Source organism: Vibrio sp. PID17_43 (assembly GCF_002608565.1).
Classification (GTDB): Bacteria; Pseudomonadota; Gammaproteobacteria; order Enterobacterales; family Vibrionaceae; genus Vibrio.
The window spans coordinates 12,466-27,235 of the sequence record NZ_LIXM01000004.1 but is presented as its reverse complement, the minus strand read 5'-3'; the positions used below and the strand labels follow the sequence as shown (position 1 = coordinate 27,235).

The 14,770-nt window shown below is 45.6% G+C and carries 15 protein-coding genes; 11 read left to right on the top strand and 4 right to left on the bottom strand.

Annotated elements, in window-relative coordinates; genetic code table 11:
• Positions 1-94: 94 nt before the first annotated feature.
• The 7 genes from AK965_RS03935 to AK965_RS03905 all read left to right on the top strand — a co-directional run bounded on the left by AK965_RS03935 (position 95) and on the right by AK965_RS03905 (position 6,695).
• Positions 95-1,444, top strand: coding sequence for an aspartate aminotransferase family protein (locus AK965_RS03935; protein ID WP_099078381.1), 1,350 nt, complete (start codon positions 95-97; stop codon positions 1,442-1,444).
• A gap of 44 nt (positions 1,445-1,488) precedes the next feature.
• Positions 1,489-2,598 carry an extracellular solute-binding protein gene (locus AK965_RS03930; protein ID WP_099078380.1) on the top strand — a complete coding sequence of 370 codons (1,110 nt, stop codon included), beginning with the start codon at positions 1,489-1,491 and terminating at the stop codon, positions 2,596-2,598.
• 54 nt (positions 2,599-2,652) lie between these two features.
• Positions 2,653-3,795, top strand: coding sequence for a polyamine ABC transporter ATP-binding protein (potA, locus tag AK965_RS03925; protein WP_099078379.1), 1,143 nt, complete (start codon positions 2,653-2,655; stop codon positions 3,793-3,795).
• Entirely contained in the window at positions 3,792-4,709 is a 918-nt protein-coding gene (gene potH, locus AK965_RS03920) for a putrescine ABC transporter permease PotH (RefSeq protein ID WP_099078378.1), read from the top strand. Before potA ends, potH begins: the two co-directional genes overlap by 4 nt.
• Positions 4,706-5,548, top strand: a complete 843-nt coding sequence (locus tag AK965_RS03915) for an ABC transporter permease subunit (protein WP_099078377.1) — start codon at positions 4,706-4,708, stop codon at positions 5,546-5,548. Before potH ends, AK965_RS03915 begins: the two co-directional genes overlap by 4 nt.
• A gap of 30 nt (positions 5,549-5,578) precedes the next feature.
• Positions 5,579-6,121 (top strand): cupin domain-containing protein, encoded by a 543-nt coding sequence (locus AK965_RS03910; RefSeq protein ID WP_099078376.1) that lies wholly within the window; start codon positions 5,579-5,581, stop codon positions 6,119-6,121.
• 151 nt (positions 6,122-6,272) lie between these two features.
• Entirely contained in the window at positions 6,273-6,695 is a 423-nt protein-coding gene (locus tag AK965_RS03905; protein WP_099078375.1) for an Hsp20/alpha crystallin family protein, read from the top strand.
• Positions 6,696-6,821: 126 nt separating this feature from the next.
• On the opposite strand, the gene AK965_RS03900 is transcribed toward AK965_RS03905, so the two are convergent.
• Positions 6,822-8,309: an aldehyde dehydrogenase gene (locus tag AK965_RS03900; protein WP_099078374.1), complete on the bottom strand. Its 1,488-nt coding sequence runs from the start codon at positions 8,307-8,309 to the stop codon at positions 6,822-6,824.
• Positions 8,310-8,484: 175 nt separating this feature from the next.
• Positions 8,485-9,027, bottom strand: coding sequence for a cupin domain-containing protein (locus AK965_RS03895; protein WP_301182221.1), 543 nt, complete (start codon positions 9,025-9,027; stop codon positions 8,485-8,487).
• A 245-nt stretch (positions 9,028-9,272) separates the two neighbouring features.
• On the opposite strand from AK965_RS03895, the gene AK965_RS03890 reads away from it, so the two are divergent.
• From AK965_RS03890 to AK965_RS03875, 4 genes are all read left to right on the top strand, one after another.
• On the top strand, positions 9,273-10,604 hold the full coding sequence (locus AK965_RS03890) for an aspartate aminotransferase family protein (RefSeq protein WP_099078372.1): 1,332 nt from the start codon (positions 9,273-9,275) through the stop codon (positions 10,602-10,604).
• 90 nt (positions 10,605-10,694) lie between these two features.
• Positions 10,695-12,191, top strand: a complete 1,497-nt coding sequence (locus tag AK965_RS03885; RefSeq protein WP_099078371.1) for a CoA-acylating methylmalonate-semialdehyde dehydrogenase — start codon at positions 10,695-10,697, stop codon at positions 12,189-12,191.
• Positions 12,192-12,198: 7 nt separating this feature from the next.
• Entirely contained in the window at positions 12,199-12,939 is a 741-nt protein-coding gene (locus AK965_RS03880; RefSeq protein WP_099078370.1) for a gamma-glutamyl-gamma-aminobutyrate hydrolase family protein, read from the top strand.
• A gap of 433 nt (positions 12,940-13,372) precedes the next feature.
• Positions 13,373-13,600 carry a hypothetical protein gene (locus AK965_RS03875; protein WP_099078369.1) on the top strand — a complete coding sequence of 76 codons (228 nt, stop codon included), beginning with the start codon at positions 13,373-13,375 and terminating at the stop codon, positions 13,598-13,600.
• A 135-nt stretch (positions 13,601-13,735) separates the two neighbouring features.
• On the opposite strand, the gene AK965_RS03870 is transcribed toward AK965_RS03875, so the two are convergent.
• Complete coding sequence (locus AK965_RS03870) at positions 13,736-14,254, bottom strand: macro domain-containing protein (protein ID WP_099078509.1); 519 nt, start codon at positions 14,252-14,254, stop codon at positions 13,736-13,738.
• Between the two features lie 87 nt (positions 14,255-14,341).
• Complete coding sequence (locus AK965_RS03865; RefSeq protein ID WP_099078368.1) at positions 14,342-14,761, bottom strand: VOC family protein; 420 nt, start codon at positions 14,759-14,761, stop codon at positions 14,342-14,344.
• Positions 14,762-14,770: the final 9 nt, after the last annotated feature.

Here is a 14,770-nt window from a genome sequence, read left to right as displayed (position 1 = left end):
ATGAAAGGAGGCTTCTAAGTGGAAAACATTTGTTTGTGGAGATAGCGGGCAAGTCGTCCTTGCACGTTATTAATATTAAAAATGGAAAGAAACTATGTCTAAATGGATCGAACAAGATAGTGCACATTGTTTGCACCCTTTTACTAACTTCAAGGCTCTAAATAATAAGGGCTCTCGCATTATTAAACGCGCAGAAGGTGTTTATATCTATGACGAGGATGATAACAAGATCCTTGATGGTATGGCCGGGTTATGGTGCGTGAATATGGGCTACAGCTGTCAGCCTCTTATTGATGCCGCCACCAAGCAGATGCAAGAACTGCCTTACTACAACTTGTTCTTCCAAACCACGCATCCACCCGCGGTAGAGTTATCTACATTGTTGGCTGAAGTGACACCAGAAGGCATGAATCACGTATTCTTTACTGGATCGGGTTCTGAGTGTAATGACACCGTGGTGAGAATGGTGCGCCACTACTGGGCAAGCCTTGGTAAACCAGAAAAGCAAACCATTATCAGTCGAAAAAATGCTTACCACGGTAGTACGATGGCGGGGGCGAGCCTCGGCGGTATGGCGTTTATGCATGCTCAAGGTGGTCTTCCTTTACCTAATATCGTTCATATTGATCAGCCTTACTATTTTGGTGAAGGTAATGGTGTAGATGAAGCGGAATTTGGTTTAGAGCGGGCAAGACAACTTGAAGAGAAAATTTTAGAACTGGGTGAAGAAAACGTCGCTGCCTTTATTGCTGAACCTATTCAGGGGGCGGGTGGCGTGATCATTCCGCCTGCGAGTTATTGGCCAGAGATCCAACGCATCTGTGACAAGTATGAAATTCTACTGATTGTTGATGAAGTGATTTGTGGTTTTGGTCGTACGGGGGAGTGGTTCGCAAGTCAAACATTCAACATTCAACCAGATTTAATGTGTATGGCGAAGGGGATCACATCAGGATACTTACCTTTAGGTGGTGTTATGGTTCGTGATCATGTTGCTAAGGTATTGACTGATGCTGATACCGAGTTTGCCCACGGTTTCACTTATTCCGGTCACCCAGCAGCTTGTGCTGTTGCCATCGCCAATATCAAAGAAATGCAACGTCTCAACATCGTTAATCAGGTACGAGAAGACACGGGACCGTATTTTGCTAAGCGTTGGGCAGAATTAGCCGACCACCCTATGGTTGGAGAGGCGCGCAGTCTTGGGTTGGTAGGCGCGATTGAGTTAGTTAAGGACAAAGAGACCAAAGAACGCTTCGATAAAGAGTTAGATGTTGGTACTCGATGTCGCGAACATTGTTTTAATAATGGCGTCGTGTTGAGAGCCGTCGGAGACTCAATGATCTGCTCACCACCACTGATTATCAGTAAATCTGAAATTGACGACTTAGTTGAATTTGCAAAACAGTCTTTAACTAACACACTCGCCGACGTTCAGCAGTAGCCGACGAGGATAACACCAAAGCGCAACAGGGAACGGAGATCCAAATGGAAAAAATAAAAGCTTACTTTGGGGTAGCGTTGGGGATGACGATTGGGTTAACCCCGTTAACATCACTTGCTGCTGAAGACAAAGTACTCAATATCTATAACTGGTCTGATTATATTGCCGAAGACACCATTGCTAAGTTTGAAAAGGAAACGGGCATTGAAGTGGTCTATGATGTTTTTGATTCTAACGAAGTTTTGGAAGCAAAAATTCTGTCAGGCAATACCGGCTTTGACATTGTCGTACCGAGTAACGATTTCTTGGGTAGGCAGGCAAAAGCTGGCGCTTTCCAAAAGCTGGATAGAGAAAAGCTGAGCAACTATAAAAACCTAGACCCGAAACTCATGGGCATTCTGGCAGAAACAGTTGACCCAGAGAATGCCTACTCAGTGCCTTACCTTTGGGGTACAACCGGCATTGGCTATAACGTTGAAAAAGTCAAAGCCGCATTGGGAGAGGATGCCCCAGTGGACAGTTGGGATTTGGTGTTTAAACCAGAGAATATGGAAAAACTGTCAAAATGTGGTGTTGGGTTCTTGAATGCGCCAACAGAGATCATGATGGCGGCGCTTAATTATGTTGGTAAAAACCCAAACAGCACCGATCCGAATGACTATAAGAAAGATGCACTTGAGGTATTGAAACCCGTACGCCCATATGTCACTTACTTCCACTCTTCGCAATACATTAATGACTTAGCAAACGGTGATATTTGTGTCGCAATTGGTTGGTCAGGGGACGTTCTGCAAGCGGCGGACCGAGCGGCAGAGGCGGATAATGGTGTTGAAATTGCCTACTCCATTCCGAAAGAAGGCGCATTAGCATGGTTTGATTTGATGGCCATTCCTAAAGACGCGAAGCATCCGGAAAATGCGCATCTTTTCATTAACTTCTTGCTAAGACCGGAAATCATCGCAGAAATCAGTAACTACGTTTGGTATGCGAACCCGAACCCAGCTTCACGTGAGTTTATTGATGCTGAAATTCTGGAAGATCCAGGCATCTACCCAGACGAGGAAACACAAAAGAAACTGTTCAGTTCAAAAATGTTACCTCATAAAACCGCTCGTGCAATGACACGTGCGTGGACTGATTTTGTCAAAAACTAGATAGATAGAACATGGCGGCCTTAAACGGGTCGCCGCTTTTGTTTGGAGAATGCCATGACAGTGATGTCACTTGATACCGATCGTCCTCATTTACATGTGGATTCAACACCGCCAAAACCATTACTTGAAATCAGAGGATTAACGAAAAACTTTGATGGCCATGTGGCCGTAGATGGTGTGGATTTAACGATCAACCAAGGCGAACTTTTCGCTTTGCTTGGGGCATCGGGTTGCGGAAAATCAACCTTGTTAAGGATGCTCGCCGGTTTTGAGCAACCTTCCGCAGGGCAGATCATCTTAGATGGTGAAGATCTGGCCGATATTCCCCCGTATCGACGTCCCGTGAATATGATGTTCCAATCCTATGCGTTGTTTCCTCACATGACCGTCGCTGGCAACATTGCATTTGGTTTAAAGCAGGATGGCATGTCACGCCAAGAAATTGATGAGACCGTCAAACAGATGCTGGAATTGGTGCACATGTCTGACTATGCCAAACGAAAACCACATCAACTCTCTGGTGGGCAAAAACAGCGTGTTGCACTCGCTCGTAGTTTAGCCAAAAAACCTAAACTGCTGCTTCTTGATGAACCAATGGGCGCGCTAGATAAAAACCTAAGAGAGAAAATGCAACTCGAAGTGGTGGATATCCTAGAGCGTGTGGGCGTGACTTGTGTGATGGTGACACATGATCAAGAAGAAGCCATGACGATGGCCAGCCGAATTGCCATCATGAATAAAGGACAGTTTGTTCAAATTGATTCTCCGGAAGCCATTTATGAGCACCCTAACTCTAAATTCTCAGCGACCTTTATCGGCTCAGTGAATATATTTGAAGGGCTCCTAGAAACAAATCAGAACGACAATTGTACGGTGAGAAGCCATGAGCTGGAGCAACCAATTTATATTAATCATGGCATTTCTGGTGCGCCGGGAATTTCGGTGATGATCGCGGTTCGCCCTGAAAAAATGACATTGAGCACACGTGCAAACCATTCGGCAAACAGCTGCTCTGGGGTTGTTGAAGACATTGCCTATATGGGTAATCAGTCGATTTATCATGTTCGTTTAGCATCAGGCAAGTTGGTGACGGCAACGTTACAAAATACCACCCGTTTACGGAAAGATATGCCAACGTGGGAGCAGAAGGTTACGCTCAGTTGGGACACGGAAAGTTGCGTGGTACTAAAAATATGATGAAATCAGCCAAATTGAATATCTGGCGTGTGATCCCAACGCCCAAATGCTTATTGCTTGCCGTCCCGTATGGGTGGTTATTACTGTTTTTCTTACTTCCATTCTTGATTGTTTTTAAAATCAGTTTTGCGGAAGCGCAGATTTCAATACCGCCATACTCTGAATTACTTAGTTATGCCGAGCAACAACTACAGCTACTGTTGAATATAGGTAACTACCAATACCTGCTTGAAGACGATCTCTATGTCTCTTCTTATATGGAGTCGATACGCATTGCGCTTATTTCGACGTTGTTGTGTCTATTGATCGGTTTTCCTATTGCGTGGGCCATTGTGCACTCTACACCGTCGATGCGTAACGTACTGCTGATGCTCATTATTTTGCCGTCATGGACGAGTTTCTTGATTCGAGTGTACGCTTGGATAGGGATCCTCAAAAACAATGGGCTACTCAATAATGTGTTATTAACGGTTGGGGCCATTGATGAGCCGCTCAAAATATTGCATACCGATATCGCGGTGTATATCGGTATCGTTTATACCTATTTACCTTTCATGGTCTTACCCTTGTATACCGCGCTCATGCGAGTGGATTATTCATTGATTGAAGCCGCTGGTGATTTAGGTGCCAAACCAGCAACAACGCTGTTTAGCGTTTTGGTGCCGTTGACCCGGGCGGGCATTATTGCTGGATCGATGTTGGTCTTTATTCCTGCGGTAGGGGAGTTTGTTATTCCCGAACTGCTCGGTGGGCCGGATTCAATTCTCATCGGCAAAGTATTATGGCAAGAGTTTTTCAATAACCGAGATTGGCCAGTGGCCTCGGCAGTGGCCATCGTGATGCTGCTGGTATTAATGGTGCCAATTCTTTGGTTCCACCGTTATCAAAAGCGTGAATTGGAGGCGCAAGGATGAATGATATTCCAGTTTACAACAATCGATGGAAGTGGCTGATTCTGGGGATGGGTTTTACCTTTCTTTACTTACCAATTTTGATCTTGATTATTTACTCTTTTAACGAAAATCGTTTAGTTACGGTTTGGTCAGGATTCTCTTTCAAATGGTACTCGGAATTGTTTGATGACGATTTGCTAATGGGTGGGGTTAAACTCAGCCTATTGATCGGTGTCCTTTCTGCCAGTGCTGCGGTTGTTCTGGGTACAATCGCCGCCTTTGTATTGAATCGTTTCGGTAGTTTTAAAGGTGAGACGGGTTTTGCCTTTATGATAACGGCGCCATTGGTGATGCCAGAAGTGATCACTGGTTTGTCTTTGCTACTCCTTTTTATTGCTATAGGGCAAGTATTTGATTTGTTTAATCAGCGTGGAATGATGACGATTTGGATTGCGCATGTCACTTTTTGTACGGCTTATGTAACAGTGGTGGTGAGCTCCAGATTACAAGAGGTTGATCGCTCAATAGAAGAAGCGGCGATGGATCTTGGTGCGCCACCTTGGAAAGTGTTTTTTCAAATTACGTTGCCAAGTATTGCCCCTGCGATTCTTGCAGGCTGGTTATTGGCTTTTACGTTATCGCTTGACGATTTGGTGATTGCCAGTTTTGTGTCGGGTCCAAGCGCAACAACGTTACCAATGGTGGTGTTTTCCAGTGTAAGGCTTGGGGTTAGTCCTAAAATCAATGCTCTCGCAACGTTGATTATTATGGCGGTGGCATGTGCGACCTTTATCGCGTGGTGGGTGTTAGCCAAAGCAGAAAAGCGCCGGTTACAAGAGATTAAGATGAGTGAACAGTAAGGCTATCTTTTGATAATCTAGGAGAGATACATGGATGTAGGCAAGCAACTTAAAACGATTCGTACCATGCGTGGTTTATCGCAACGAGAATTGGCTAAGCGAAGTGGCGTAACTAACTCCATGATCTCTCAAATTGAGCAGAACCTTGTGAATCCTTCCGTAGGATCATTAAAAAAAATCCTCGAAGCCATTCCGATCTCTATGGGTGAATTTTTCACCTTAGATGTTGAGCCAAAAGACGATATCTTTTTTAGCCCCGATCAGCTCGCGGATTTGGGTGATGGCCATATTCGAATGCTATTAGTGGGTGCGAAACGCGATGGTCGTCAACTGGCGATTTTGCGTGAGATCTATCCCCCTGGTTCTGATACAGGCACCGACTTCATGCAACATGAAGGGGAAGAAGGAGGTGTTGTGATTCGTGGTGAAATTGAAATCACCGTAGGTAGCCACACACAAGTACTGAAAGCTGGGGATTCTTACTATTTTGAAACGCGTAAACCACATCGATTCCGTAATAAGGGCAAAGTAGAGTGTGAGCTGATTAGCGCTGCAACGCCACCAACGTTCTAGATAATCGTAGTCGTGCTTCTGCTAGGCTGAAGAAACGAACGGAAATCGTACAGGCCTTTTGATTTGGATCAATGTATCGAAATTTTCGCCTTTATCTTCACCAGTAAGAGCCTAAACTTTATGCGAGGGTATAAAGAGTAAGGAGGCGAGTATGAGCTTAATTCCTAGAGATTCTTGGTCTGATTTTAGCCATTTGTTGGATAACGCTTTTCCGAGTATGCATGCACGTTGGAGCCATGGGCAGTTTTCTCCGAATGTCGATGTGATAGAAAAGGAAACGGCGTTTGAAATAATGGCGGATCTCCCTGGTGTGGAGAAGAAAGACATTTCAGTGACTTGTGATAAGGGAGTGCTGACAATAGAAGCATCCACCATACAGCAAGATGAAACTGTACAAGAAGGAAAATTCATACACAAAGAGCGTTACCAAGGCAAGATGGCCCGAAGCTTTACGTTGAGTAGCAATGTCAATGCCAATGACATCTATGCAGAATTTACGGATGGGGTGTTGGTTGTCGTCATTCCTAAAGTAGAGGCGACGGTTTCTGAAGCGAGAAATGTCGAGATTAGCTAACGCACATTGTATTGAAGAATAAGCGTAGCAACGGACTCCAACTGAATGGGACACTAGCAGAATGGCCTCAAACAAGAGGCCATTCGTATTTATAACTGATCAACAAAATCCAAGACCAATGTAGCTCTAGTCCAGCTCAATCCACGTTGATTTAATTTCGGTGTATTTATCCAGTGCATGTAAGGACTTATCCCTGCCGTTACCACTTTGCTTGTAGCCACCAAACGGCATCGTCATGTCTCCGCCATCCCAGTTATTCACAAATACAGTACCAGCCCTCAACGCACGAGAGCATTTTACTGCCGTTGAAATATCGGCTGTCCAAACGCCCGCAGCGAGGCCATAATCGCTATCATTGGCAAGCTCAATGGCTTCTTCGATAGTATCGAATGTCGTTACACAGAGAACTGAGCCAAATATTTCTTCTCTGAATATTCGCATTTCAGGCGTCACATCGGTAAAGACGGCAGGTTGGATATAGTAACCGCCAGTCTGCTCATGAACAGGTTGACCACCGAATCGAAGTGTTGCGCCTTCCTGTTTACCAATTTCAATATAATTAAGGATGCGATCAAACTGGGTTTTATCCACAATCGCGCCAACGCGAGAGCTGCCGTTAAGTGGATCGCTAGGTTGCCATTTGTCCATGTACTTCACCAGTAGCTCGATAAATTGCTCTTTGATGGAAGAGTGGACTAAGAGACGAGAACCAGCGGTACACACCTCTCCTTGGTTGTAGCAAATGGCAGTTGCGGCAGTTGCGGCTGCTTTCTCAATGTCTTTTACGTCGTAATGGATAATATGAGGGCTTTTGCCACCACACTCCATGAAGGCGCGCTTGAGGTTGGATTCGCCTGCAAAGCTTAAGAGCTTCTTACCAACTGCGGTCGAACCGGTAAAGGCAATACAGTCGACATCGTTGTGAAGTGCTAATGCTTGTCCAGCTTCGTGACCGAAACCGGGTAGGACTTGTAATACCCCATCAGGGATCCCCGCTTGAGAGGCCAGTTCGGCAAGTAATATTGCCGTAAGAGGGGACTTCTCGGATGGTTTAATAATGACCGAGTTTCCGGTGGCTAATGCCGGACCGATTTTCCACGCCGCCATGACCGTAGGGAAGTTCCAAGGGACAATAGCGGCCACTACACCTAAAGGCTCACGCGTTACAAGGGCGAGGGCACCGTCAGTTACAGGAGCCACTTCATCATAAATCTTGTCGATGGCCTCGGCATTCCACTGTATGCAGCGTGCAGTGGCTGGCGCATCGTATCCCATTGCGTCAGAAATGGGTTTCCCCATATCTAAAGACTCTAAGAGCGCAAATTGTTCTTGCTGCTCCTCAATGAGCTTGGCGTAGTTGAGTAACACGGTTTTGCGCTCTGCTGGTGGCAGTCCTGCCCAGACGCGAGAGTTAAAGGCATCTCGTGCTGCTTTAACGGCAATGTCGACATCTTCCCGGCGGCAGCGGGAAACGTGAGCGAGAAATTTCCCCGTCGCTGGGTTAATAATCTCGAATGTATCATTAGTGATAGAGCTGGTTAGCTTACCGTTAATGAAGGCTTGTGTGCTAAAACTCAACGTTTCGGCCTTATCGTGCCATGTTATAGTATCCATTCTATTGTCCCTACTCCTTTGTTTCGTTTAAGTAAAACCTAACGGAGGGCTAAACCTGCCTGATGGTTAAATATTGGCGGACAGTTTAAAGCAGTTTCTGATTCAAATTTGATGAAGCATCAGAGCGAATTCGTGGTTTAAACGGCTTGATGGCGACAACAAAATGAACGAAATACTAAAAACTGGCCGGCGAATTGGCGCTAACAATAACGCACACTTTATTACCTGTATTTCTAAAGCGGTGAGGACGAGTACTGTCAAAGTAATAACTGTCGCCCTCATTTAAAATCGCGACGGTTTCCCCAACGGTGAGCTCTAACTGTCCATCGACCACTACGCCACATTCCTGTCCTTCATGAGTTAACATTTCTTGACCGGTATCAGCACCAGGGCTTAGCGTTTCACGCAACATACCAATATGTCGTTCCTGGTGGTAGTGGCCAACTTGTTTATAGCTAATCAGTCCACGACCGATTTCTGGTTGTTCGTTTCTGCGTGTAAAAAATTGTTCTGGCTGATGTTCATCAACAGCAAAAAACTCTGCCATTGATGATGGGATCTTGCTTAACAGCTTGCTCAATGAAGCGACAGATGGGCTGACGGCATTGTTTTCAATTTGCGAGATAAAACCGTTCGTGACACCAGCGCGCTTGGCTAGTTCTCGTTGAGAGAGCCCAGCTTGCTCACGTAACACTCTGAATCTTGAACCAATTTCCACATCCATCATGATTTTCCTTTCCGTTTGCGTTAACGGACTGATTGATTAATAAACTAAACATAACTTAGCGGATGTATTTGAAAAAGCCAGCAGGTGTTCATGATTTAATCATTGCGAGCGCAAAAAAATCCGTCTATAGTCATTTTTGTTAAATATATAATAACATCTCATTTACAATTATCGAGTCAATTGTCCATGGTGTTTATAAAAAAAAACACCCAGCAAGCTTGTTAAGGAGTGGCAAGATGCAAAGTACCAATGCTCAATCAAGTCTGGAATCATTTTGGATGCCGTTTACGGCGAACGCGCAGTTTAAATCGACCCCACGAATGCTAGTGTCCGCGGAGGGGATGTACTATACCTCGGAAGATAAGAGACAAATCTTAGATGGCACCGCAGGGTTATGGTGTTGTAATGCCGGGCACGGTCGCCATGAGATCAGTGAGGCAGTGGCAAGTCAAATTCATACTTTGGATTTTGCGCCTACTTTTCAGATGGGACATCCATTACCGTTTCAATTTGCTGAATCTTTGGCTGAAATTGCTCCAGAAGGATTAAATCGAGTCTTTTTCACGAACTCAGGCTCAGAATCGGTTGATACCGCATTGAAAATCGCCCTCGCTTATCAAAGAGCCATTGGCCAAGGAACGCGAACTCGTTTGATTGGTCGTGAACGGGGCTATCATGGTGTGGGTTTTGGCGGGATCTCTGTGGGGGGGATCGTCAATAACAGAAAGACGTTCGGCACACTATTGACAGGCGTTGATCACCTTCCTCATACATTAAGCATTGAACAGAGTGCCTTTACCAAAGGGTTGCCGGATTATGATCCGGGCTGGGCAGAGAGTTTGCAAAATATCGTTAACCTCCACGATGCGAGCAATATTGCCGCAGTGATCGTGGAACCGATTGCGGGCTCTACAGGGGTCATCCTTCCACCAAAAGGCTATTTAAAACGTCTGCGTGAAATTTGTACCCAACATGGAATTTTGTTGATCTTCGATGAGGTTATTACCGGATTTGGTCGACTTGGTAGCCCGTTTGCTGCTCAAGAATTTGATGTGAAACCTGACATGATCACCAGTGCGAAGGGGTTGACCAATGGTGCGATCCCAATGGGCGCGGTATTTGTGAGTGATGAGATCTATCAAGCGATGGTTGCGCCGGAAAGTCAAGCGATTGAGCTGTTCCATGGATATACCTATTCGGGTCATCCAGTGGCGGCCGCTGCGGGTTTAGCGACGCTCGATATCTATCGTAATGAAAACCTGTACACCAGAGCGGCAGAGCTTTCTGGATATTGGGAACAAGCCCTTCACAGCCTAAAAGGCTTGCCTCACGTAAAAGATTTACGCAACTACGGTCTGGTTGCTGCGATTGAATTAGAAGGTATTGCGGATAAACCGGGCTCGCGTGCTTTCCAAGTGTTTACGCAATGTTTTGAGAAAGGCGCCTTGATTCGAGTGACGGGTGACATTATTGCATTGTCTCCACCACTGATTATCGAGAAGCAACAAATTGATGATTTGTTTAACTTAATTGCAGATGTTTTAAGCACGATTTCTTACCAAGAGTAATAACCGAAACCGCGCCAGCCGCTAACGAGAGTTAGTCACCAAATATAGTACGAACGATCAGGATAAATACAAAGAACAAGGAACAGTGAAATGTCGATTTTGGTATCAAATTTTATTAATGGGCAAGTGGAAAAAAGCACCAGCCAAAGAACCGCAGATTTGTTTAATCCGGCAAATGGTGAACTTCGAGGCCAGGTTCAGCTCTCTTCTGCGAGTGAAGCGCTGTCCGTTGTGCAAGTTGCCAAACAAGCGCAAGCAAAATGGCAAGCGACACCGCCACTTCAACGTGCACGAGTGATGTTTCGTTTTAAGACGTTATTAGAAGAGCATGCGGATGAACTAGCGACCTTGATCTCAACCGAGCATGGCAAGGTTCATAGCGATGCGATGGGAGAGCTGACACGCGGCTTAGAAGTGGTCGAATTCGCCTGTGGTATTCCACACCTTTTAAAGGGTGAGCATTCACTCAACGTTGGACGTGAAGTTGATAGCTACTCAATGATGCAGCCAGTTGGCGTTTGTGTTGGTATTACGCCGTTTAACTTCCCGGTGATGGTTCCATTGTGGATGATCCCTGTCTCTTTAGCTTGTGGTAACAGCTTTATTCTTAAACCTTCAGAGAAAGATCCAAGCGTGTCTCTTAAGCTCGCACAATTGCTGCAAGAAGCTGGATTGCCTGATGGGGTATTTAATGTCATCCAAGGTGATAAAGAAGTGGTGGATGCATTACTTGATGCGCCAGATGTCGCTGCCGTGAGCTTTGTCGGCTCGACACCGATTGCAGAAGCGATTTATAGCAAAGGCAGTACAAACGGTAAACGAGTTCAAGCACTTGGCGGAGCAAAAAATCACTTGGTGGTGATGCCAGATGCCGACCTAGATGGTGCAGCTAATGCGATCATGGGCGCGGCTTACGGCGCTGCAGGGGAACGTTGTATGGCGATTTCGGTTGCCGTCGCCGTCGGTGATGAAACCGCTGACAAGCTGGTGGAAACATTGAAACATAAAGTGCAGGAACTGCGTGTCGGCCCTGGGCTTGGCGTATCACCGGAAAATGAAATGGGACCACTGATTAGTGAACCACATAGGAATAAAGTGCGTGACTACATTCAATCAGGGGTTGATCAGGGCGCAACACTAGTGGTCGACGGGCGAGGCTGTGAAACCAGCGAACCTGGTTACTTTGTTGGTGGCACCCTGTTTGATAACGTGACACCAGAGATGACAATCTATCAGGAAGAGATCTTTGGTCCGGTTCTGTCTGTGGTAAGAGCGAAAGACTATCAGCATGCGCTTAAACTTATTAATGAACATGAGTTTGGTAATGGGACCGCCATCTTTACTCGAGATGGAGATACCGCACGAGACTTCACTGACAAAGTCGAAATTGGCATGGTGGGTGTGAATGTGCCAATTCCGGTTCCAATGGCTTTCCATAGTTTTGGTGGTTGGAAGCGCTCTGTATTTGGACCTCTCAATGTTCATGGCAATGATGGTGTGCGTTTCTATACTCGTATGAAGACCGTTACTGCTCGCTGGCCAAAAGGACAAAGGGAGAGTGAATTTGTGATGCCAACGATGAAATAGGTGAACGATGAGAATTGGAATAATCACGTGTGGGTATGTCGACCCGACTTTATTGGATGGCCATGGTCAGTATGCCGATATGATAGAACGCGCCTTTGCTGGTGTGAATGCTGCAATAACATTTCAAAACTATGATGCGCTGAAAGGTGAGCTACCTCGTTTGGATGAGTGCCATGGTTTTATTATTACTGGCAGCGTACATAACGCTTATGATGATTTGCCATGGATTCTCGCGCTAGCTGACTGGATTCGAAGTTGTGAAGCCAGAAGAAAACCATTGGTCGGAATTTGTTTTGGTCACCAACTCATTGCTAGAGCTTTGGGTGGGATGGTTGAAAAGTCTCACAAAGGTTGGGGGTTAGGTTGTTACGAAGTGAAAGTAGTGGCCCTAAAGAAATGGATGAATCTTGCCGTTGATAGTGCGCGCATGCTGGTGAGTCACCAAGATCAGGTGGTGATAGTACCTAAAGGGATGCGTGTTATTGCGGGTAATGATTTTTGCCCAAACTTTATGCTGGTGAAAGACAATCATATTTTAACCGTGCAAGGTCATCCTGAGTTTAGTCCAGAGTTTACTGAGAAACTGGTCAGGAAACGTCAGCACCTACTTTCTCAACATCAGTACGACGATGCGTTTGTTCAGTTGAAGAAGCCGAACGATTCGATGCTCTTTTTGCATTGGATGAATGCTTTTTTTACTCGTGAGCAGCAGAGAATCTGTTCCGATCTGCTGCAAAAGGTGGGGTAGACCCAAACAGCATCTTAATACGTGTGACGTGTTGCCAATAAACGCCATAACACCGGACAAAGCGCCTCTACATGACCCAGTCATTGGGAACACGTAGAGGCGCATTGTATTTATATTTGTCCTAGTCCCTGTCTTAGGTTGGAGCCAAATAGGAAGCTAGAATGATCTTTATAAGCAGTAATATTAGGGTGAAATGCTAATGTCATGTTGCTCAAATGATGGTGTGTTTGCAATCATTTCATGTTCACGATGATGTTTACGCACAATATCGATAGTGTAAATATAGCTTCTGGTGAAAATTGATTTCCATTAAATTAGTAAGATTTCTGTATGCTAGATTGCGCGCAGATCAAGAAAAAATAGATATTCACGTGCTTCAGCGTTTCGACTTTGATTGTGGACTTTTTAAGACTTAGTCGAAGTGCCGTTGAGTATGGAATTGATCATCTGGATTTACCGCAGTTGTAAAACGGAAGAAGCAGTAGCCTTCGCAGAAAAAGCGGCGGATACGAAAGAGTACATCAACCGCTGCATGTCTGATGAAACAACGCCAATTCAGGAAAACTACAATCCTGAGACGGGGGCGGTACAAGGTGCTAATCATTTCTCATGGAGTGCTGCACATCCATACATGTTGTACAACGGCTTCGTGGGTAAGTAACGCTCACTCGCCCTAAAGACGTTAATGATTAGGCGTGGAGATGGCTGCCCCCTTGCATATGCAACTGCTTAACTGTTTTTGTTTAGGCACAATAAGATCAAACCGAACGGTGAAAATTGTTCGATATTTTTGTTTCTATTGTGCGGTGTTATCCAGGACTTGTTGCCAAATTGCCAACATATCTTCGCCGAACAGATAGAAGTGCATTGACAGATTTTGGTATTCCTCACGTTGGCAAACTGCCAATGCGACCTCTGCGGCTTCATGAGGGGGGTAACCAAACGCACCGCATGAGATGGCGGGCAAGGCAAGGCTCTGGCAACCATTGTCTAACGCTAAGTCCAAAGCACGTTGGTAGGCAGATTCTAATACTGCACGAGGGTCGGCAAATTTATCGTAGATAGGCCCAACAGCATGAATAACAAAGCGAGCATTCAAGTTACCTGCAGTGGTCATTCGTGCATCCCCCCAAGGGCAGCGTGTGCCATTCACTTCTTCAATCGCGTAGCAAGCCCGTAAAAGCTCTGGCCCTGCGGCGCGATGAATTGCACCGTCCACACCACCGCCACCAAGCATGCGAGTATTCGCGGCATTGACGATAGCGTCTACTTTCGCCTCAGTGATGTCACCATTAACCAGAAAGATAGTGTTCATTTTTGCCATTATTGAGAATGATGTTGTGGTTGATTCTAGAGCTTACAAACGCAAGTTGCCATACGATAGATCATCTAGAAGCACATTTTATTTTTGAGCTTTGAGCTCCACCACATTGCCCTCAGGATCTTCAATATACACTGAGCGCCCAAAGCCTTGCGCGCCATAACGTTCAGAAAATTCAGCAACATTTACATTGTGCTGGTGCAGATAGTCGAGAAGAGCTGCTTCTTCATAAACTCCAATTTGTAGGCAGAAGTGATCCAGATTGCGCCCGTCTTGGCTTGGCGGTTTTCCTCCTAGCCTGCCTAGTTCACCGTTGACGGTCACCAAATCAATAATGGCAGAGCCTGCTCGTAACTGGGTGAGCCCTAGGTCGGGTAATTCACGTTCAATGTGGCAGCCCAATATATCTCGATAGAAGCGTAGCATGTCGTTCAGTTTACAGGTTCTCAGCACCACGTGGTCGATCGCTCTAATTTCAATTGGGTTGCTGTGATTTGCCATCGGATTCTG